Raw genomic sequence first — 21,663 nt, 5'->3', positions numbered from 1 at the left:
TAGGGAATTCTTTATCTAAAGATTAAACCGCTTCACACGGAAGCTGATTTCAATAAAAAAAATCTGGAAGTAAAGATACCTCCAGTCTACATCCAATGACAGAAACAAGTCCGCAACAGATCTCTGTAAAAAAAATACTTCCGCTCATCCTGGCCACTGCTATTTTTATGCAGATGCTGGATTCTACCATCCTGAACACTTCCCTGCCTTCCATTGCGAAGGACCTGAATGAATCACCGCTCAATATGCAGAATGCCATTATCAGCTACGTTCTGACTCTGGCGGTTTTTATGCCTGCAAGCGGTTTCCTGGCAGACCGGTTTGGAACAAAAAAAGTATTTATTTTTTCACTGATCCTCTTCAGCTTGGGTTCCCTGTTCTGCTCTATGTCACAAAATCTTACCCATCTTGTTATTTCAAGAGTTATCCAGGGTGTGGGAGGAAGTTTAATGACGCCTGTCGGAAAATTGGCACTTATTAAGACTTTTGATAAGAACGAATTGCTTAAAGCCATGAATTTCGCCATCATTCCTGCCCTCATTGGCCCTGTACTTGGTCCGCTGGTCGGAGGGTATATGGTAGATTATCTTTCATGGCACTGGATCTTCCTGATCAACATCCCTATTGGTTTTTTAGGAATTATCCTTGGCTTAAAATATATGCCCGACTACAAATCTACGGATGTAGATTTTGACCTGAAAGGGTTTTTAATCTTTGCTGCTGCATCGCTTCTACTGTCCATTTCACTGGAACTCTTCGGAGATATGCAGAACATTACCCCGGTTCTTGTTGTATTTATCCTGGGATTTTTATTTCTGTACTACTATTACAAACATGCCAGAAGAGGCGGAAATCCTATTTTCCCTTTAGATCTGTTTCAGGTAAGAACTTTCCGGGTAGGAATAGTCGGTAACCTTGCCACACGTTTAGGAATCAGCTCTGTTCCTTTACTGCTTCCCCTGATGATCCAGATTGCTTACAAGCAGTCGGCAGTGACGTCAGGATGGATCATTGCTCCTATGGCCCTTACTGCAATATTCGGGAAATCATCCGTTATAAAAATTTTGAATAAATACGGTTACCGCCAGACCTTAATGGTCAATACCTTCATTATCGGAACCCTGATCTGTATGCTTGCTATTCCGGATATCCATACTTCTTTATACTGGTTTGTCCCTATTATTGCCATATTAGGATTCTTCAACTCCATCCAGTTTACTTCAATGAATACCATTTCCATTGCAGATCTCAGAAATTTCCAAACCAGCAGCGGGAATTCCCTGATATCGGTCAACCAACAGCTGGCTATCGGATTCGGGATCGCTTTCGGACTGATTGTTTTAAAACTGTTTGAAAGCTCTGATCTTATCGAAGGAGAAACACACAACGCTTTCCGCTATACTTTTCTTACTGTAGGCATCCTGACGATTATATCCGGCTTTGTTTTCAGAAGACTCCATATTTCGGACGGGAAGAATATGAAATCGAAGGAGGATTAGGCGAAAAGGCTAAATAACGAAAGGGCGAAACTGTAAGAACAAAGTAGGCAATAAAGCAAAGAAAGCAAATTTGCTGATTCGCCTCTTTGCCTTTTAACTATTTGGCCTTTTCACCTTTTACGAACTTACCACAGATCAATGTCTCCGATTTTCTGCTTCAGTATTTTTGTTATATAAAATTCACATATTATGACAGCGAAAAAAGTAGAAATCGTGGTATCACCAAAACCTGCACATTTTGTAGGAGATGGTTTTAGAGTTCATAATTTTATCCCGGGCGTACAAGGTTTGGACATGAAAAGAATGGACCCGTTCATTATGCTTGATTACAATTCGAAATTCCATTTCAACGGTTCGGAAAGGCCACGTGGTGTAGGAGTTCATCCACACAGAGGTTTTGAAACCGTCACTATAGCTTATCAGGGTAAAGTAGAACATCATGACAGTGCCGGCGGTGGTGGAATCATAGGAGAAGGTGATGTGCAGTGGATGACCGCAGCCAAAGGAGTTCTTCATAAAGAATATCATGAAACCGAATGGTCTAAAAAAGGCGGTATTTTCCAGATGGTCCAGTTATGGGTCAACCTTCCGGCAAAAGATAAAATGAGCTGCCCGAAATATCAGGCTATAGAAAATTCAGCTATGAAGCGTGTTGACCTCGGTGAGAACGGTTTTGTGGAAATCATTGCAGGAGAATATGATGGGCAAAAAGGCCCTGCATATACTTTTACACCGCTGAACATGATGAATGCCAAATTAAAAGCCGGCGGAAAAGCTGAATTCAGCTTCCCTGCTCATTTTAATACCGCTGCATTAGTGATTGAAGGAAGCATTACTGTAAACAGAGAAGAAAAAGCTGCTTCAGATCATTTTATCTTGTTTAAAAATGAAGGGGAGATATTCAGTATCGAGGCTCAGGAAGATGCAATCGTGCTGATCATCAGCGGAGAACCCATCAATGAGCCCATTTATCCTCACGGACCTTTTGTGATGAATACCAGGGAAGAAATCATGCAGGCATTCGAAGATTACAACACCGGAAAGTTCGGTTATCTGGAAGATTAAGAGAATTAAATTTATCTTAATCTTAGATTATTCCTTTTTTATTAACTTTATATACTTGTGTTTGGTGAACTGCAAAGACATCATTTAAAACTTGTGTCTTTGCAATCCGCCGGCTAATTTATCATACAGAAAGAATTATGAAACCTGAATTTGAAAATATTCCTCTTGTAAAAACAGGAAAAAGATTTGAAATAGAGATTGACGGGCATTTCGCCTTTATCGATTACCGCGAAATGGGGCATCAGATTGCCCTGGTACATACCGAAGCAGATCCCGAACTTGCAGGGACGGGCGCAGCTGTTGCTGTTGTAGAAAAAACTTTGGCTTATATTGAAGAGAATCAGAAAAAGCTTCTCCCGTTCTGTCCGTATGTTTTTGCTTACATCAGAAAACATCCGGAGTGGAAACGCATCGTTGATGAAAAGTTTGAAGGATACGACAAATTGTAGCTGCCATCTAAAAGATCTATTTTCATTAATGCAAACTAAAAAACATCCAATTTTATTATGTCAAATATCGGACTTATCATAGAGGAAAAAGCAGCAGATATAGGAAATTTCCTGGTAGGAAGACTTCTTCCTTTCCGTGAAAAAAGAGCAGTCGGGCCATTTGTTTTTATCGATCACATGGGACCTTCTGAATTGAAGGATTATCAGAATCTTGATGTTCCGCCACATCCCCATATCGGATTATCAACCCTGACTTACCTTTTAGAAGGATCTATTTTTCACAGGGACAGCATAGGAAGTGCTATCGAAATAAAGCCTGGAGCTGTTAACTGGATGACCGCCGGAAAAGGCGTTGTGCATTCGGAAAGAACTCCTGAATATTTAAGACACAGCGATAAAAGACTTCACGGATTCCAGATCTGGGTAGGTCTTCCAAAACACCTGGAACAGTCAGAGCCTACATTCCATCATGTTGAAGCAGATGAAATCCCGGTGTGGGAAGAAGAGGGTATCCAATATAAACTGATTGCCGGTGAAGCATTCGGAAGAAAATCTGCAGTTCCTGTTCACAGTAAATTATTTTTCATTGAGATCAAAACCAAAGAGGCAAAAAAAATAAGCATCGGAAAGGATCTTTACGGAGAAGCTGCCATGTACGTACTGGACGGAACGGTTTCCACTGAAGGTAATTCTTACGGTTCAAAACAATTAATGATTGCCAAAGATACCACGCTTTGCGAATTCGATATGAGTGAAAACGGTACGGTCTATCTTTTCGGTGGTGAGCCTTTTGATGAGGAGCGTTTTATATTCTGGAATTTTGTCAATTCGGATAAAGAAATGATCGAGCAGGCGAAAGTGAACTGGAATGATCAGAATCATGACGCTTTCCCTCTGGTTCCCGGCGATGAAAACGAATATGTTCCGCTTCCTAAAGCTACTTTAAACAGAAAACCTTAATAATGAAAAAAATAATTCTTGTATTATTAATGATCATATCTTTTACAGGTCATGCACAAACAGTAAGTGAACCCAAAAACAATCCTGAAGAATGGTCAAAAATTTACGAACCTTTCAGAATTGCAGGAAATCTCTATTATGTAGGAACTTATGATCTGGCATCTTATCTCATTGTTACCGATAAAGGAAATATTCTTATCAATACGGGATTAGCAGATTCGCTTCCGGTCATCAAAAATAATATCAAGAAACTAGGTTTTAATTATATGGATATCAAAATCCTGACTCTTACACAGGCTCATTTTGACCATATGGGAGCAATGGCTGATATCAAAAAAGAAACAGGTGCAAAGCTGTATGTTGATGAAAAAGATGCCGGGGAATTAAAAAGCGGTGGAAAATCAGATTACGAAATGGGAAAATACGGAGTAACTTTTAAACCTGTAACCCCTGATTATCTTTTGAAAAACAATGGTAAAATAAAACTCGGGAATACTACCCTGACTTTGCTTCATCATCCGGGGCATACAAAGGGATCATGCAGCTTTCTATTCGAAACCAAAGATAAAGATCAGACTTATAAGGTTCTAATTGCCAATCTGCCCTCCATCATTATTGACAGGAAATTCTCTGATGTAAAAGATTATCAAAATATCCAGAAAGATTATGCCGAGACATTCAAAGCGATGAAAAATGTAGATTTTGATATTTGGGTAGCCTCTCATGCAAGTCAGTTTGACCTTCATACAAAAAGAAAAGTTGGAGATCCTTATAATCCAAGATTATTTGTGGACAAAGAAGCCTATTTTCAAAAGCTTGGAAAATTAGAAGCAGATTATCTGGAAAAAATAAAAAACGATTCATCAGAAAAATAACATTTAAGTATTAATAAACCATGAAAATACTGGCATTTGCAGGAAGTACTTCTTCCACTTCCATTAACAGGGAACTGGTAAAATTTGTTCTGAAAGATTTTCAGGATAAGGAAATTAATTTAATAGATTTAAATGATTTCACGATGCCTGTTTTCTCTGTGGATCTTGAAAAGAAAGGTTTCCCGGACGAGGCCCATAACTTTTTGAAACAAATTGAGGAATGTGATGTCATTATCTGCTCACTCGCAGAACACAACAGGTCTTACAGCTCTGCTTTTAAAAATGTTTTCGACTGGTCGTCAAGGATCAATGTGAAAGTGTTTCAGAATAAACCCATGTTCCTGATGAGCACTTCACCCGGAGGATATGGCGGTGGTAATGTGATGAATACGGCCAAGACTTTTTTCCCTCAGTTTGCAGCAGATATCAAAGATACTTTCTCGCTTCCGAAGTTTTATGAAAATTTTGATCTCGAGAGCGGTGTTATTAATCCTGATATGCTTAAAGAGCTCAAAGACAAGATAGAACATTTTAAAAACGAGATTAAAACTAATGACTAAGGGAAGATTGGAAGCTTTCAGTGACGGTGTTTTAGCGATCATCATCACCATCATGGTTCTTGAACTGAAGGTTCCGGAAGGGAGCAGCTGGGCCAGCCTTAAACCTCTCCTTCCAAGATTTCTTGCTTATATTTTCAGTTTTATTTATGTAGGAATCTATTGGAACAATCATCATCACCTTTTTCAGGCAGTAAAAAAAGTGAACGGAAGTATTCTCTGGGCCAATCTCCACCTGCTGTTCTGGCTTTCGCTGATGCCTATTGCTACAGAATGGATCGGGACAACCCATTTTGCAAGTAATCCGGTGGCAGCCTATGGGATCTGTGTCATTATGTCTGCAGTAGCCTATACTATCCTGGAAAACCTGATTCTGAAATATGAAGGTGAAAATTCTAAACTCAAAGAAGCAATAAATTCAAAATTTAAAGAATATATCTCGATTGTATTTTATGTCCTTGGAATCGCTGTTTCATTTTTTTATCCTTATATTGCCATAGGTTTTTATTATCTCGTGGCTCTCATATGGCTGATTCCGGACAGAAGAATCGAAAAATCCCTAAAAGAAAATTAATATGGAAACACACGAATATCCCAATGGTAATATTACGGTTATCTGGCAGCCCAAAAAGTGCATCCACTCGGCTGTCTGCGTAAAAATGCTTCCCAAAGTCTACAACCCTAAAGACAGACCCTGGATAAAAGCCGAAAACGCAAGTCCTGAAGAACTCAAAAACCAGATAGACCAGTGCCCGTCTGGAGCATTAAGTTATAAATTCAATACAGAGCAATAATGGCGGTAACTGTAAAAGCAAGTTTAGGAAAAACAAAATATTATACTGAGGTAACGGCCGGCGAAAACAAGATCATCACAGATGAACCTATCGACAAAGGTGGTCAGAATAAAGGTTTCAACCCACTTGAGATCTTAGCAACCTCTCTGGCAAGCTGTACTGCTGCTACCTTAAGAATGTATATTGAAAGAAAGGAATGGGATGTGGAAAACATTAATGTGGAAGTTGAGCTTGAAAATTATCCTTTAACCAAAAGAGCTGTTTTTAAAAGAGAAATAAGCTTTGAAGGTCTTCTGGATGACGAGCAGATGAAAAGGCTCCACACTATTGCAGATGCCTGCCCGGTACACAAAATATTAACCAACGATATAGAAATACTAACCAAATTTTCATAATATGACCGAAGTAAAACAAAACAACGACGAAAAACACGGAAGTTTTGAAGCTTTCATAGATGGAAGACGCGCAGGAATGATGACGTATACCTGGGCCGGAGAAGAAAGATTTATTATAGACCACACGGAAGTGGAAGAAGCCTACAACGGCAAAGGCGTAGGAAAAGAAATGCTTCTGGCAGCAGTGGAATTTGCCAGAAAAAACCACAAAAAGATCATCCCGCTTTGTCCGTTTGCCAAAGCAAGTTTTCAGAAAAGTGAAGAATTGCAGGATGTTTTAGTCAACTAATGATGATTTTACCCCTCAATATACAGGCCTTTCAGATGTTATATTCTGAAAGGCTTTTTCTTTTTTATCAGAACATAAAAAAACTATATTTGTAAAATTTTAATTGAAAAACTATGTCTCCAGTTATATTACTGTCTATTATTATCGTCTACTTCGCATTACTGCTTTGGGTAGCCTACAGAACAGGAAAAGGAAGTGATAATGAGAGTTTCTTTATCGGGAACCGCAAGAGTAACTGGATGCTGGTAGCTTTCGGAATGATCGGCACTTCGCTTTCGGGGGTAACGTTCGTAAGTGTTCCGGGAGCCGTAGGAAATGATAAATTTGCCTATCTTCAGATCACATTGGGCTATCTTATCGGGTATATTGTGGTAGCTTACGTTCTTCTTCCTTTATATTACCGTTTGAAACTGACCTCTATTTACGGCTATCTTCAGCAGAGAATGGGCCAGCTTTCCTATAAATCGGGAGCATGGATCTTCATTGTTTCAAGGTTGGTAGGCGCTACGGCAAGATTATATCTGGTGGTAAATATTCTCCAGATTTCCATTCTGGATAGCTTGGGAGTTCCATTTATTGTAACTACACTGATTATTTTGGCTATGATCATCCTTTATACTTATGAAGGCGGTGTAAAAACAATCGTATGGACAGATACTTTGCAGACTTCGTGTATGCTTTTAGGACTGATCATCTGTACGGTCTATATGTTGAATCATTTAGGTTTAAGTTTCGGAGAAAGTTTCACGGCTATGCAGGAAAAAGGCTATACCAAAATTTTTGATTTCGATCCTAACCAAAAGAGCTTCTTCATCAAACAGATCCTGGCAGGAGCTTTCATTACCATTACGATGACGGGAATCGATCAGGAAATGATGCAGAAAAGTTTATCTGTAACTAAACTGAAAGATTCGCAGAAAAATATGGTGACTTTGGGGTTTGTTCTTCTTGGAGTAATTTCACTATTTCTTTATATGGGAGGACTTCTTCACCTGTACGGGGCTCAGGAGCATGTAGCAAGCTCAGGAGACCAGCTTTTCCCTGACGTTGCCTTAAATCATATGCCCGGATTTATTTCCATTATCTTCATTATTGCCTTAATATCAGCGTTATTTCCAAGTGCGGACGGCGCCATGACAGCCCTTACCTCTTCCCTATGTATTGATATTTTCGGGATGAAAGAAAAGAAAGAGTGGGACGATTCCAAAAAAGAAAAATTCAGAAAAAGAATACATCTTATTGTAGCACTTTCTTTCCTGATTATGGTAGTTATTTTTAAAGTGATTAATGACAATTCTATGATCGGGCTGATCCTTAAGCTTGCAGGATTCACTTACGGACCGCTGCTGGGACTTTTTGCCTTTGGGATTTTCACCAAATACAAAGTCCGCGACAACCTGGTTCCTTATGTATGTATTGCAGCGCCAGTAATTTCATTTTTCATTGATAAATACCAGCAGAACTTATTCGGAGATTTTAAAATCGGACTGGAGCTGCTGATCATCAACGGATTATTGACGTTCATAGGACTTTGGCTGATCAGAAAGAAATAATGCTCACTTAAACGCGCTAAAGCCCATTTCTATTGAATAGATATTCCCGGAATACAATCAATCTTTACAAAAATTAGCTTATTTTTTGTGAAGGTCATTGGTTTCATTGTATTTTTGCAGAACCGTGCTTTTCCGGCACCTGTAACCACAAACAATATTTTATATGAAATTATCCGTTTTCCTTATCATCGGTTTACTTTTCGGTGAATTCGTAAAGGCTCAGAGCGCCGTTGATTTTGCCAATCTTGCCAGATACAAAGATGACAATACCGTCATTTTAAATTCAAAGAAAAAAGTGGATGTAGTCTTTATGGGCAATTCCATTACAGAAGGCTGGGTAAAAAGCCATCCGGAATTTTTCTCTGAAAATAATTATACAGGCAGAGGCATCAGCGGGCAGACCACGTCACAGATGCTGCTGCGTTTTCAAAATGATGTTATAGCTTTAAAACCAAGACTGGTTGTTATCAATGCAGGGACCAATGATATCGCTGAAAATACGGGAATTTATAACCCTGATTTTACTTTTAATAATATCAAGGCAATGGCTGATATTGCCAAAAGCAACGGGATAAAAGTAATCATTGCATCCGTACTTCCTGCAGCTGCATTCCCGTGGCGTAAAGAAATAACCGATGCGCCTCAGAAAGTGGATGCTTTAAACAGTAAATTAAAACAGTATGCACAAAGCAATAAGCTGATTTTCGCAGATTACAATACAGCTATGCGTGATGCAAAGGGCGGCATGCGTGAAGGCCTCGCCAAAGATGGCATCCACCCTACTCCTGCAGGATATGCATTGATGGAACCGATTATTAAAAGCGCCATCAATAAAGTTTTAGGAAAAAAATAATACTCAAACAAATTCAATTCAAGACCTATATTATTAACCATGAAAAAAATTATTTCACTTTTCGTATTCATTTTGGCATTCAGTTTTATGAATGCGCAGGATTTTGAGGTTTCTACCCTGAGAATCGGACCTTACAAGATCTTTATGGAAAGAGCGGAAGCTGAAAAGGTAGCAGGCACAAAACTGAAGATAACGGACGGAACCATTAAAAACAACATTAAATACAACGGTGAACTCATCCAGATCGATCTTTATGAAAGCTATATAAGCGAAGCAAAACCCAATGTGGCAAGCGTTATGGGATTAACTACTACCAGTAAAAAATTCAAAACCAAAAGCGGTATCGGAATCGGAAATACCAAAGATGATCTGATTAATGCCTATAGAAATCATCCAAGTTTCACTGTTCACCCGGCCTGGGATGAAAAGGGTGAAAAGCGTCTTAAAGATACAGGATATTTCACGCTGGAAGATCTTGATGCCGGAACCCAGCTTTCATTTAAATTCATCAACAATATTATTACGGAAATTTCAGTATACCTGAACGAAGGTTGTTAAAATCAGCATTTTCATTAAATAATTCTAAATCCGGATCGATAATCCGGATTTTTACATTTCCATAAGCCGTTAAAAAATTGTAAATTCGCGTGCAAATAAATCAGATATAATGAGTAAAAGTATCGAAGAGCTGAAATCTCTTACTACACAAATCAGAAGAGACATTTTAAGAATGGTCCATGCTGTAAATTCAGGACATCCGGGCGGAAGCTTGGGCTGTACAGAATTCTTTACGGCACTTTACGGAAAAGTAATGAACTATAACCTTCCTTTCACCATGGAGGGCAAAAATGAAGACCATTTTTATCTTTCAAACGGACATATTTCGCCGGTTTACTACTCTACTTTAGCGAGATTTAATTTCTTTCCGGTAGAAGAGCTGAAAACGTTCAGAAAACTGGATTCAAGACTTCAGGGACACCCAACGACACACGAAGGTCTTCCGGGAATCAGAATCGCTTCAGGATCTCTGGGACAAGGACTTTCTGTAGCACTTGGGGTAGCTCAAGGTAAAAAACTGGATGGCGACAAGTCTCTAGTTTATACGCTTCACGGGGACGGTGAACTTCAGGAAGGTCAGGTTTGGGAAGCATTTATGTATGCTGCCGGTAAGAAAGTTGACAATATCATTTCAACAATCGACTATAACGGACGCCAGATTGATGGAGATACTGATGATGTATTGAGCTTAGGGAATTTACATGCTAAACTTGAAGCATTCGGATGGACTGTTTTAGAAGAGAAAAACGGTAACGACCTTGAAGCTGTTATTGCCATCCTGGAGAAGGCAAAAACTGAAACTGGAAAAGGAAAGCCTGTAGTAATCCTACTTCATACGGAAATGGGTTACGGTGTAGATTATATGATGGGATCCCACGCATGGCACGGAAAAGCTCCAAATGATGAGCAGCTTGAAACAGCATTCAAACAATTATATCTGGAAGCTCCTGCTGACTATTAATGATGAGTAATCAGTATTGGTAATCAGTAATTTTAAAATCTTTTAAATCTTTAAGTTAATAATGAAATATACATATACAGAAAAAAAGGATACACGTTCAGGATTCGGAGCCGGATTAGCAGAACTTGCAGATAAAAATCCTAATGTAGTAGCACTTTGCGCAGATCTTATCGGTTCTTTGAAAATGGAAAAATTCATCGAAAAAGCTCCGGAAAGATTCTTTCAGATCGGTATTGCAGAAGCGAATATGATGGGAATTGCTGCAGGTTTAAGCATCACAGGGAAAATTCCTTTTACAGGAACTTTCGCCAATTTCTCTACTTCAAGAGTGTATGACCAGATCCGTCAGTCTATTGCCTATTCAGGGAAAAATGTAAAGATCTGTGCCTCTCACGCCGGCCTTACTTTAGGTGAAGACGGAGCTACCCACCAGGTTCTGGAAGATATCGGTATGATGAAAATGCTTCCGGGCATGACGGTAATCAACCCATGTGACTACAACCAGACTAAAGCAGCTACCCTTGCTATTGCTGATCATGAAGGTCCTGTATATTTAAGATTCGGTAGACCTACCGTTCCTGTATTCATCCCGGAAGATATGCCTTTCGAGATCGGAAAAGGAATTCTTCTTCAGGAAGGTACCGATGTAACGATTGTTGCCACAGGACACCTTGTATGGGAATCTCTTGTAGCAGCTGACGAGCTTGAAAAAGAAGGAATTTCCTGTGAGGTGATCAATATCCACACCATCAAGCCTCTGGATGAAGAAATCATCCTTAAATCTGTTGAAAAAACAGGTAAGATTGTTACTGCTGAAGAGCACAACTATCTTGGCGGTTTAGGTGAATCTATTGCAGGAATGCTTGCAAGAAAGAGACCTACAAGACAGGAATTTGTAGCAGTAAACGATACTTTCGGGGAATCTGCTACCCCTGCGGAACTGATGAAGAAATATAAGATAGATGCAGCTGCTGTAAAAGAGGCTGTGAAGAGAATTTTAGCGAACTAGAAAACGCTTTATGATATAGGCTCGGGCTGGTTCTTTGAACCAGCCCAAGCTTTTTTTACCACCCTGTCAAATCTTCGATTTGCCACCCCTCCGGAGGAGGGGAATTTTCGCAGTACTACTTGAAACCATTTTTATAGAACCCCAGATTTAAAACTTCTGATATTTTCTTTTTTTTTGAAAAAATTATCTAAACTCTACTTTTTAAGGTGAATGGAGTTTTAGTGATTTGTACATTTTTTTCCTTTATTACATTTTTTGCATTGTAATTTAAAATTTCATACATATTACAAAATAACCAGGAAATAAAGATATAATCGATACTTTCAGCTGCCTTGAATTTTGAGTTAAATCTTGTTGTACAATAGAAATTTTATATTGTATTGCATTTTTAGTTGATATTTTACTTTATACGAAGGAATATTTTTCTACACTTTCTAAACTGATCTTGTTTAAATTAAACCTTCATTTTCCTGTACAAACCGATACAAAAGCCAAAAAAAGTTTCAAAATAATCGCATATTTTATCACTTCAAAGTGATGTAATTATTTATAGTTTTGAAACCATCAACGTTGATTAAGTTTCGATATTCTACTTATAAGTGTACAGTATGGGATAGAATAAAGAATCAAGCAAACCCATGTCAGGGTTTATATGACAACAAAGATTTTTAAACAAAAAAGTAATCAAATTATGAAAAAGCTTCAAGGAATGAAGAAAGACTTTTCTTCATTAGAAAACAAAAAGATGAATAATCCGGCTAATATTGTTGGAGGAAGATTAGCTGAATCTAATACTAGAACTACAGCAGAAACAGCTCCTAATGGTAATGCAGGAAATACTGGTGATACGCAGATGTACAATGACGGGGTTTTGGTAGCAACAATAACTGTTGACTAATATGAGAGAGGGGGAATTTTCCCCCTCTGTTTTTATAATAAATTCTATGTCGATGAATGATAGAAAACTATTTTTTACCCTACTGATTATTTTATTTCTCTTTTCATGCAAAAGTAAAGAGTTGAACTATATTGACTATTATCATAGAGTATATGCCATTGACAGCGCCCATAGAATCGATAAAGATACCTTAGCCACCATCAGGCAGTACAGAAAGCTGTTCAGGAAATATCCTCCTGTACAGAATGAAAGGCTGGAAGAATACGAAACCTACATCAGGTACGCAGAACGCTTCCATAAAAAATTTGGAGGCATAAAAAGTCTGGATAAGCTCATAGCACAATCGGCCCCTAACTGGAAATACAAAAGAGAGGACCGGGATTTTTTCCAGCTCTACAAAAAATATGGAATTGATAGCATTACTGTTGAGCAAAAAGTCCTTCAATGGAAAAGAAGCTTAAATAAAACATTGATAGATTCTTTCAGTATTGCTTTTGAACGAGACCAGCAAAACAAACGCGTAGGTCCGGAAGTCGTCATTAATGACAGGAAAAATGCAGAGTTACTGATCTGGACGTTCAAAAAATATGGTTTTCCCTCAAAACAAAAAATAGGGCTAAATGGAAATAACGAACAATTCATGCCTATGGGAACCCTTCTTAATCATATGGCGGGAACGGTACATTATGAGTACTTCAAGACAAAGTTAATGGAATATATAAAATCCGGTGAATGTACACCAAGAGATTATATAGAAATGGTTGACAAATACCAGTACATTCATAATCTGGAGCCTGTTTACGGCATATTCTCACATTATGATGTGAATTTTAATGCTACAGATTCTGCAAGGATAGACCACAACCGGAGAGCGGTAGGCTTTCCTTCATTAAAACTGTCTTCAAAGATGACAAAAGACTTTCAGAGAAAAATAAATAACCATTAATGATGATACTGATTATCTCTCAAAATAATGAAATTACGACCACAGAAGTGATAAAAGAGCTGATCTCAATGGGAAAGAAATTCATCCGTGTGCATGAAGATGAAGTGTTTGAAATAAAGGTCCAACAAAAAAGAATTTTACTGCAAAGCTCCCGCAGTATTTTTTTTCTTGATGAAATAAAAAGTGTCTGGTTCAGAAGAGGCGGGTTAACTTTTAAACGCCTAAAATACAACCACACCGCCATTAACCAGAACATGAATGAAACCCAGCACTGGCTTGAAGACTATGTAAGAAAAACACTTGCGTCCAAAAGGCATATCAACAAGGAAAGTAATGCCCATATTAATAAACTTCTGGTGCTTGACAAAGCAAAAGAACTCGGGTTTGATGTTCCTGAATATTATCTGGCAGAAAATACCCATGATGTAGACCTCGGAAATACTGTTATAAAAACCATCAACGGAAATGTAATGCTGGAAGAGATCAGGAAAAACTCAGGCGGTTTTATGTATACATCGGTGGTTGATGAACATGAAGAAGGAGATTTCTTCATTACCTTCTTCCAGAAAAAGATTGAAAAGGATTTCGAGATAAGGACTTTTTACTTAAACGGCCAATGCTGGTCGATGGCTATATTTTCCCAGAAGGATGAACAAACCAAAATAGATTTCAGAAAATACAATAAAACGAATCCTAACCGAAACGTCCCATATACCCTTCCATACCATCTTGAGGAAAAAATACATCAACTAATGGAATGTTTTGACCTGAACTGCGGATCACTTGATTTTATAAAGAAAGGAGACCAATATTATTTCCTGGAAATCAACCCGATCGGGCAATTTCTGGGAATGTCCCATACATGCAATTATTCACTTGAACAAAAGATCGCTGAATATCTATGAAAAAACTGTATAACGAAAAAAACAAACTTCCACTTACATTTAAATACATTGAAATCTTTAAAACAAAAAACGTAAGTAAAATCCATAGCAGCATGGTATATTTTGTACCCTCCGAAAAATACCAGACTGAATATCATGTGAGGGAAAAACCGTTAAAACAGCTTACAAAACTCCTATGACTTATTTTAATCTGTTCAGCAATATCATGGTTACCAAAGGAGCCAGCCGCATCCTGATCTCCGATCTTCAGAGGAATGTTTCAGAATTATATTCTTTAGAATTTTATGATGTTATAGAAGAATTGAGCCAAAAATCCATTGAAAATATCCTGGAAAATTACAATGCAGAATCCCGGAAATTCATCTATGAATATATTGAACTGCTGCTCGAAAAAGAATATGGTTTTATCTCAGAAGGAGACTGGGACAGGAATTTCCCGTCAATCTCCAATGAATATAATGAACCAAATAAAATTTCTAATATTTTCATTGAGATTAATAATCTTTCGGTTTTAGGAACTATAAAACAGTCTGTGGAAAATCTTGGGGTAAAACATCTTGTTATTTACTCCCATGAAAAACTTTCCCTTAGTGGTTTTCAGGAGATTGAATTACAATTTGCAGGCTCTGTTTTAAACGGTATTGAAATATTTTCGCCTTACCACGATGCGGTAGATGAAAACTTTATTCATTATCTTAATCAAACTGCAAAGAGAATTTACGGACTGGTATTTTATGGCTGTGCCAAAGCTCCTTTTAAATCCAGGGATATTTTCAGATTTCATGTGCAGTTCAGTTCTGAAGATCTGAAAATTTCGTCCTGCGGAAAAGTAAATCTAAAGTATTTCAATACCAATTCCCAGAAAGTTTCAGAAGCTCTCCATCATAATTCCTGCCTGCACAAAAAAATAGGGATAGATGTAAACGGCAATATCAAAAACTGTCCTTTAATGGCTGAGAGTTTTGGCAATATCAATTATGAAAGCCTTGAAAATGCCATGGCAAAACCTGGATTCAGAAAATACTGGAATCTCACCAAGGATAAAGTAGAAGCCTGCCGCGACTGTGAGTTCAGATATATCTGCACAGACTGCCGGGCTTTTACAGAAAGCAGCCATAAAAACAGTGAGGGACTGGATATTTCCAAACCGTTGAAGTGTGGTTATGATCCGTACTCCGGAAAATGGGAAGCAGGAAGTAACCATCCTTTAAAACAAAAGCACTAAGCCTTTATAAGAAATAATTCTAGAAGATTTACCTGAAAAACTTCCATTTCGGAATAATGGCCAGCATCCCAAAACCTGTAAACAGGAAAAGATTCGTTACATCAGTATACAGGAATGTAGACAGATAATAATTGTGCATAAAGAAATGCAGAACGAGTAATGCCGGAAACATAAAGATTCCTATTTTTCTGTAGAAAAACATCAGGACCAGCCCGATGATCATCAGGGCATCAATGGAAAAAATAACGAAGAAATACCACCTCGGGATCTGTAGAAATTCATGCTGAAGATATTCATCAATATCAATTCCCAGCCCCATAATGGTGAAAAGCATCAGTGATGCAAATGCTAAAATAAAGCCCCATCCCTTCTTTGGATCCTCGTCAAAATAACTGTATTCTTCCATAGGTGCAAAAATAAAGAACTTATGAGTAAATTCATAAGTTCTTTAATATAATCTTCGTTTAAAATTTGAATTATATAGAAATAGCGTTGATCAATCTGTTTTTGTCGCTCAAGTACTCTTCCATAGAGATCATACTTTCGGTTCTCATTACATCTTGAATATCGTCTATCTGATAAATAATTCTCTTCGCATCATCCGTATTCTTCGCTCTTACTTTACAGAAAATATTATATTTCCCGGAAATAACGCTTGCTTCGATTACGTTTGGAAGTGTAGATAGCTCTTTAAGCACTTCCTGAGTACGGTTGGATTTTGTCAAAAGGATTCCAATGAAAGCTGTAAAGTGATAGTCCAGCTTACCATAATCGATATTAAGAGATGATCCCAAAATAATACCTGCATCCTCCATTTTTTTCACTCTTACGTGAATTGTTCCAGCAGAAACATCCATCTGCTTTGCAATTTCAGTAAAAGGCATTCTTGTGTTTTCGACTAAGAAATCAAGAATTTTCTTGTCTATTTCGTCCAGTTGATAGTTCATATTAGTTAAATTACAATTTTCTTAAAAAATCTATGTATTTGTTGCAAATTTATAAAAAATAATTTAACTAAAAAAATTATATCAAATATTAACAATAATTAACACGGATGATAAAAATCATTAAAATATTACGATTATTTACCAGTTGATTTTGTAGAATCTGTTTTTATTTCCGCCTTGGCTTCAGGCTGCTTTTTATCTTTTTTCTTCTTTTTAAATAGGGAATTAAAGCTTTTACTCCATACTACTCCCCCACCATAAGCTTGATTTGCAGAACCATTCGTACTCACCATTCCAATATTGGTAGGTTTGGAATATCCTCTTAAAACCAGACTTCCGTCGTTCTTTTTAGAGATGTCATACTCAATAGATCCTTCTCCCGAGAGATAATTTGCCTGCGTGCCCTCGGTTTTGTTTAAAGGAATACCCAATCCGGTTTTTATATTGATCCTTGGTGATACGGCTACACTCACACCTGCATTAGCTCTGTCTCCCGTATTGGAGTTCTGGTCACCTTTTACGTAATTCAAATCGATCTGGAATTCGTTGCTCATTGTGTTCAGCACAGATCCCAGCTGCTTCAGAAGCATATTGTATCCGGAAGATTCCGCTACTCCTGCCACATCAAAATCTACCCCTCCACTATTGGATACGTTAAAGGTATTCAGCAGCAGGATAGAACCAAACTGAAGGACTTTTTCGCCTTCCTGGCTCATTTTGGCGGCTAATGTTTCTTTTACCTGGCTGGAAACATCAAGGGCTGTTACATTAAGGTCTATCTTAGGATTTACCAGTGTCTGGGTAATATTGGCCTGCAGGAGTACACTGATAGGCTGCAATTTCCCCATGCTAAGATATTCCCCTGCGTTGGATACCATTCTTACATAATTAGCCGTAATATCCAGTGCCGGCTTCATGGCATCCCCATCCCATCTGATGCTGCTGTTCTTTTCAATCTGGAACGTTTTGTTAAGAATGGCTTTGGAAACAAATGTTCCGTTATCTACTTTATAGGTTCCGTTCATAGCAATTGCTCCCTGTCTTCCCATCTGGAACCTCAGCCTGTCGGCAGTTCCTTTTACTGTAATATTTCCTACGTCATCTCCTACAAGGACATTCACGGTAGTTCCTTTATCTACATCAAGACTGAAATCAATATGCATATTGGCTCCCGTTTTTTTCTTCTCTTCCAAGGTAATAAGCCCGTCTTTTCCTTCTTTCAGGAACCTCAGCATTTTAAATTCTTCTACATTGGAAGTTGAGCTGGAGTTGAAAGTAAAATTACTTCCGTTCAAAGCTTTCATATTTGGTGTAGTGATGCTCAGTCCTGAAACCGGTCCGTCTACATAGAGATCTCCCTGTCCGTAAACTCTTCCCCAGAACAGATCATAATCCTTCTGAGTCGTGTTAAGCATCAGGAGATTATCTGCCCGCATGATCAGGTTGACCCCCATCGATGAGATCTTCTCAAACTGGATTGCCCCGGAAATGGTTCCTTTAGAGTTCGATCTACCGTCGTGAACCTCAATATTGTTAAGAAGCGCAAGTCCGCGGGAAAGCGGAACCACTGTATCATCAAATGAATAATCCACACCGGTAAACAGAAGTTTAAGACCGAAACCTTTCAAAGCAATATCACCGCTGTAGTCAAGATCGCTTAATTTCCCGTTAATCTTCAGATCGCCGGTCGCTTTTCCACGGATGTTTCCGAACACAGCCTGTACAAACTGCTGGGTAAAAGCAAGATCGAAATCACGCATTTCCGCAGTCAGATCAATAGTAGGAGAAGCTGTATTATTATTTACAGTACCCGTCAGATGCAGGTTATTGTTTCCAAGAACTCCTGCCGAAGCAACTTTTACATCAACATCATATACATTCAGAGAGAAACCGTTGGTTGCAGAAATAGTAACGTTACCCATCTGGTTTCCGTTCATCACAATATCATCTACGGTAAGATCTACAAGCGGCTGCAGTGTACTCTTATCCATTTTGATCTTTACACTTCCGTTTGCAAGGCCTTTTATCCCCATAGGATTTCCTCCGGATTGCATTTCAAGAAGCTTTTCAATGGCAAATTCTTCAACATCCGCGTCTAAATAAAAATCCTTAGCTGATTTAAATTGTGCCTCTTTGATAAATAAGGCACTTTTATCTGAATATATCCGAAGGTTCCGGATATCAAAGTCACCCGTATTTTTCCTGTAAGTAATGGAATGATCAAGTTCCGGGCTTGTATCTATAGCCCAGGTCACTTCATTGAATTTAACTTCTGTAGGTTCAAATCTGAAAACATAATCCCCGGCAGCATTGGTAGACTGATCGACATTAATGGCATATGCTTTAAGATTGTCATTCAGATCATCGTCCGGGCTTCCGTGTTTAAAGGTTGTAGCCAGATGAAGGGCTGTATTGTTTTCGTTTTTCCCTTTCAGCTCGAAATCTTTGATGATATTGTTATTGTATTGAAGTTTGCTGATTCTTGCATACAGCTGTTCATTAAGATTGGCCGTATTGATCCTTACCATAACACTGTCGATCATCGCACTGTCTCTGGAAACATTATTCCTGTCATTGATTTTATAATCAGGATTGGCTGCTGCGAGAGCTTTATCGGCATCTGTAATTTCCTCTTTCTTCGTCATGATATATTTCAGGGAATTGGCATCCAGATTCAGAATCAGGTCATTGGAATCCCCATTATATTCTCCTTCTATCACAGCGCCCTGCGGAAGCTTGAGGTCGGGCAGGAAATAATTCACAACGCCCTGCTGAACATCAAAGTTCATTTTAAAATTCTGTCCTCTGTATAATTTCCTTGGCGGAGGACCTACCAGGATTCTTCCGATTCCGTTCTCAACCATCCCTGCAAGATCAGCAAGGTTGTATCTTCCGGATATCTTACCGCTTGCTGCACCTGGTGCATCAACATCTATAACACGTCCTCCTGCTTCAATAAAAGTTTTCAGCTTCGCATTAGGGATTATATATTGCTGGGTAGCTGTAGCAAAATGAAGATTGTTGGCATCTACATCCAGGGTCAAATCATTGATATTAGACATAGACATTTTCCCTTCTACCTGCCCGCTTACAATCTGACTTCCCGGTTTATTGGTAAAATAATTCAGGTTCAGGGAGCTGACATCAGCATTCACATTCATATTGACCCTTGAAGTACTGAAGTCAATAAGTCCTTTGATAGTCGCCTTTGCCTGTTCATCATTAACGGTGATGAGTCCGTTATATTTTTTATGATCCAATAACCCGTCAAGATAGAGGTTATTAATCACTTTATCCATTATTTCTATGCTGCTGATCTGGGATTTGGTAGTCAGGCGCATGGTATTAACATCGAAGCTCTGCCCGTTAAGATTAAATTTACCGGAGATCAGACCAACAGTTTTATTTTTAGTGATCACAGAGGTGTTCAGATCTTTTACCTCCAGATATCCTGAATATTTAGGCATTGCCGTGCTGTATGCAGTAAGAGAAAGCTTGGAGATCTTCGCCTGTCCTATTCCTGTCATCAGATTTCCATTTGAAACGTATACCTGCTCAGGCGTCACCCTTGCGGCTCCGTTGTATTTCAGCTTGCCAAAATCATCGGCAAAGTTCTTCATCTTTTTAGATATAAATGAAGGCATCATTGCTTTAAGATCTTTGTAGGTAAAATCAGTGGAAAGGTCATTGGTTTCAATCGCGAAATTTCCTTTCAGCAGCCTGTCCACCTTCATTGTTCTGGTCGCAATATTAACGTCCGGATTTCTGATGAGGAAGTTTTCCAAATGGAATTTATTCAGCGGACCGGTCATTTTCCCGGCCAGATTGAATGGTTTAAAATTGTCCCAGTTCGTCACAAAGTAGCTGATATCGTATCCACTCAGCTGGCTTCCCTGCTGAATCTCCATATCCCAGCGTACACGATCTGCAAAATCCGACCATGAGCCGTCATGAAGATTAAATTTTATATTTCCCTGAAGCAGTGAATGGTCTGTATTTAAAGTGAGGTCTTTTAAAGACAGAAATTCATGGGTTAAGGAAAGTTCTGTAGAAAAAGTATCTACCAAGTGAGATTTCCCCCATCTGCTAGTGACGAACGACATATTGTTGATCAGTGCCGAAACATTAGCTCCGTTCACCTTTACATTAGGTGCTTTTAAATTGAAATTTGTTGCAGTAAGCCATTTGCCTGGTTCTCCAGGAGAGTTCTGGCTGACAATGGAAACCTTCGAATCAATAATCTGTACACGGGAATCCAGTTGGAAAGGCGGCTTATTTGGGTCTCTTTTCTTACCATTATCGAAAAGCTGTGTAAATCTGATAAAATTGGAAATACTGTCGCCCTTGTAGGTAATTACTTTTATATCGGCATTAACAAGCGTAAGAGAATTAAAGCTCAGAGAATTGCTGTTCCCCGAAATGGCATTGTAGGCAAGAGACATCCAGTCTGAATTGGCACGAAACTCTTTAGCTGTGATAAAATCAAGGCCTTTATAATCCTTAATTTTTAATCCTTTTATAGTTACGTCTCCAAAATAATCTACTTCTACGCTTTCGGTAGTCATTCCGGATTTAAAGTCTTTATTAACGATCTGAAGTGCCTGATCTGCCGCCCATTGCTTGGTTGCCGGAAGATTAATGGCAATCAGTACTCCTCCAACAAGAATAACTCCCAGCCAGAAAAGGATCAGGAGAAGCCGTGCCCACCAGGAATAGCTGGTAACATCTTTTACAGCCTGCTTTCCAAATTCTTCAGCAGTTTCCACGGGATGATGAATGGCATCTGAAGCGAGTTCAGATGCTTCCTTAACTGTCTCCTTTACAGCACCTTCTACATCTTCAACAGTCTTCTGTACCTGATCACCAAGGTTCTCAGCTACTGATTTTTTATTCTCATTCTCGTTATTATTCTCTAACTTTGCCAT

At 38.6% G+C, this 21,663-nt stretch carries 22 protein-coding genes; 19 read left to right on the top strand and 3 right to left on the bottom strand.

Annotated features, from left to right (window positions below; genetic code table 11):
• Window positions 1-95: 95 nt before the first annotated feature.
• The 19 genes from ACM40_RS12290 to gwsS all read left to right on the top strand — a co-directional run bounded on the left by ACM40_RS12290 (window position 96) and on the right by gwsS (window position 15,791).
• A complete protein-coding gene (locus ACM40_RS12290) occupies window positions 96-1,499 on the top strand; it encodes an MFS transporter (RefSeq protein ID WP_048503088.1) in 1,404 nt (467 codons plus the stop codon).
• 189 nt (window positions 1,500-1,688) lie between these two features.
• Complete coding sequence (locus ACM40_RS12285) at window positions 1,689-2,564, top strand: pirin family protein (protein ID WP_048503087.1); 876 nt, start codon at window positions 1,689-1,691, stop codon at window positions 2,562-2,564.
• A gap of 137 nt (window positions 2,565-2,701) precedes the next feature.
• Window positions 2,702-3,013 carry a GNAT family N-acetyltransferase gene (locus ACM40_RS12280; RefSeq protein WP_048503086.1) on the top strand — a complete coding sequence of 104 codons (312 nt, stop codon included), beginning with the start codon at window positions 2,702-2,704 and terminating at the stop codon, window positions 3,011-3,013.
• 57 nt (window positions 3,014-3,070) lie between these two features.
• Window positions 3,071-3,973: a pirin family protein gene (locus tag ACM40_RS12275; RefSeq protein WP_048503085.1), complete on the top strand. Its 903-nt coding sequence runs from the start codon at window positions 3,071-3,073 to the stop codon at window positions 3,971-3,973.
• Window positions 3,974-3,975: 2 nt separating this feature from the next.
• Window positions 3,976-4,848 carry a subclass B3 metallo-beta-lactamase gene (gene bla, locus ACM40_RS12270; protein ID WP_048503084.1) on the top strand — a complete coding sequence of 291 codons (873 nt, stop codon included), beginning with the start codon at window positions 3,976-3,978 and terminating at the stop codon, window positions 4,846-4,848.
• A 20-nt stretch (window positions 4,849-4,868) separates the two neighbouring features.
• Window positions 4,869-5,408 carry an NADPH-dependent FMN reductase gene (locus tag ACM40_RS12265; protein WP_048503083.1) on the top strand — a complete coding sequence of 180 codons (540 nt, stop codon included), beginning with the start codon at window positions 4,869-4,871 and terminating at the stop codon, window positions 5,406-5,408.
• On the top strand, window positions 5,401-5,979 hold the full coding sequence (locus tag ACM40_RS12260; RefSeq protein ID WP_048503082.1) for a TMEM175 family protein: 579 nt from the start codon (window positions 5,401-5,403) through the stop codon (window positions 5,977-5,979). Before ACM40_RS12265 ends, ACM40_RS12260 begins: the two co-directional genes overlap by 8 nt.
• Before the next feature lies 1 nt (window position 5,980).
• Window positions 5,981-6,199 carry a (4Fe-4S)-binding protein gene (locus ACM40_RS12255; protein ID WP_048503081.1) on the top strand — a complete coding sequence of 73 codons (219 nt, stop codon included), beginning with the start codon at window positions 5,981-5,983 and terminating at the stop codon, window positions 6,197-6,199.
• Window positions 6,199-6,594, top strand: coding sequence for an OsmC family protein (locus ACM40_RS12250; protein WP_048503080.1), 396 nt, complete (start codon window positions 6,199-6,201; stop codon window positions 6,592-6,594). Before ACM40_RS12255 ends, ACM40_RS12250 begins: the two co-directional genes overlap by 1 nt.
• Before the next feature lies 1 nt (window position 6,595).
• On the top strand, window positions 6,596-6,883 hold the full coding sequence (locus ACM40_RS12245; RefSeq protein ID WP_048503079.1) for a GNAT family N-acetyltransferase: 288 nt from the start codon (window positions 6,596-6,598) through the stop codon (window positions 6,881-6,883).
• 113 nt (window positions 6,884-6,996) lie between these two features.
• Window positions 6,997-8,436, top strand: coding sequence for a sodium:solute symporter (locus tag ACM40_RS12240; protein WP_048503078.1), 1,440 nt, complete (start codon window positions 6,997-6,999; stop codon window positions 8,434-8,436).
• Between the two features lie 163 nt (window positions 8,437-8,599).
• Window positions 8,600-9,289: an SGNH/GDSL hydrolase family protein gene (locus ACM40_RS12235; protein ID WP_048503077.1), complete on the top strand. Its 690-nt coding sequence runs from the start codon at window positions 8,600-8,602 to the stop codon at window positions 9,287-9,289.
• A 39-nt stretch (window positions 9,290-9,328) separates the two neighbouring features.
• On the top strand, window positions 9,329-9,847 hold the full coding sequence (locus tag ACM40_RS12230; protein ID WP_048503076.1) for a hypothetical protein: 519 nt from the start codon (window positions 9,329-9,331) through the stop codon (window positions 9,845-9,847).
• Between the two features lie 106 nt (window positions 9,848-9,953).
• A complete protein-coding gene (locus tag ACM40_RS12225; protein WP_262483723.1) occupies window positions 9,954-10,808 on the top strand; it encodes a transketolase in 855 nt (284 codons plus the stop codon).
• Window positions 10,809-10,869: 61 nt separating this feature from the next.
• Entirely contained in the window at window positions 10,870-11,817 is a 948-nt protein-coding gene (locus ACM40_RS12220; RefSeq protein WP_048503074.1) for a transketolase family protein, read from the top strand.
• Between the two features lie 691 nt (window positions 11,818-12,508).
• Window positions 12,509-12,715, top strand: a complete 207-nt coding sequence (locus ACM40_RS12215; protein ID WP_048503073.1) for a grasp-with-spasm system A modified peptide — start codon at window positions 12,509-12,511, stop codon at window positions 12,713-12,715.
• Window positions 12,716-12,767: 52 nt separating this feature from the next.
• Window positions 12,768-13,661 carry a hypothetical protein gene (locus ACM40_RS12210; protein ID WP_048503072.1) on the top strand — a complete coding sequence of 298 codons (894 nt, stop codon included), beginning with the start codon at window positions 12,768-12,770 and terminating at the stop codon, window positions 13,659-13,661.
• The gene (gene gwsG, locus ACM40_RS12205; protein ID WP_228376175.1) at window positions 13,661-14,566 is read left to right on the top strand and encodes a grasp-with-spasm system ATP-grasp peptide maturase; all 906 of its coding nucleotides are present in this window, start codon (window positions 13,661-13,663) and stop codon (window positions 14,564-14,566) included. The genes ACM40_RS12210 and gwsG overlap by 1 nt, the downstream gene beginning before the upstream one ends.
• A 175-nt stretch (window positions 14,567-14,741) precedes the next feature.
• Window positions 14,742-15,791: a grasp-with-spasm system SPASM domain peptide maturase gene (gwsS, locus tag ACM40_RS12195; RefSeq protein WP_048503070.1), complete on the top strand. Its 1,050-nt coding sequence runs from the start codon at window positions 14,742-14,744 to the stop codon at window positions 15,789-15,791.
• 28 nt (window positions 15,792-15,819) lie between these two features.
• Here the strand turns inward: gwsS and ACM40_RS12190 are convergent, their stop codons facing one another.
• The 3 genes from ACM40_RS12190 to ACM40_RS12180 all read right to left on the bottom strand — a co-directional run bounded on the left by ACM40_RS12190 (window position 15,820) and on the right by ACM40_RS12180 (window position 21,663).
• Window positions 15,820-16,197: a hypothetical protein gene (locus ACM40_RS12190; RefSeq protein ID WP_048503069.1), complete on the bottom strand. Its 378-nt coding sequence runs from the start codon at window positions 16,195-16,197 to the stop codon at window positions 15,820-15,822.
• A 70-nt stretch (window positions 16,198-16,267) separates the two neighbouring features.
• On the bottom strand, window positions 16,268-16,738 hold the full coding sequence (locus ACM40_RS12185) for an Lrp/AsnC family transcriptional regulator (RefSeq protein ID WP_040996736.1): 471 nt from the start codon (window positions 16,736-16,738) through the stop codon (window positions 16,268-16,270).
• A 134-nt stretch (window positions 16,739-16,872) separates the two neighbouring features.
• On the bottom strand, window positions 16,873-21,663 hold the full coding sequence (locus ACM40_RS12180) for a hypothetical protein (protein WP_048503068.1): 4,791 nt from the start codon (window positions 21,661-21,663) through the stop codon (window positions 16,873-16,875).

It is taken from the genome of Chryseobacterium sp. BLS98 (assembly GCF_001045445.1).
GTDB lineage: Bacteria > Bacteroidota > Bacteroidia > Flavobacteriales > Weeksellaceae > Chryseobacterium.
The sequence above is the reverse complement of the archived record's forward strand: the minus strand, read 5'-3'. Positions and strand labels throughout refer to the sequence as shown.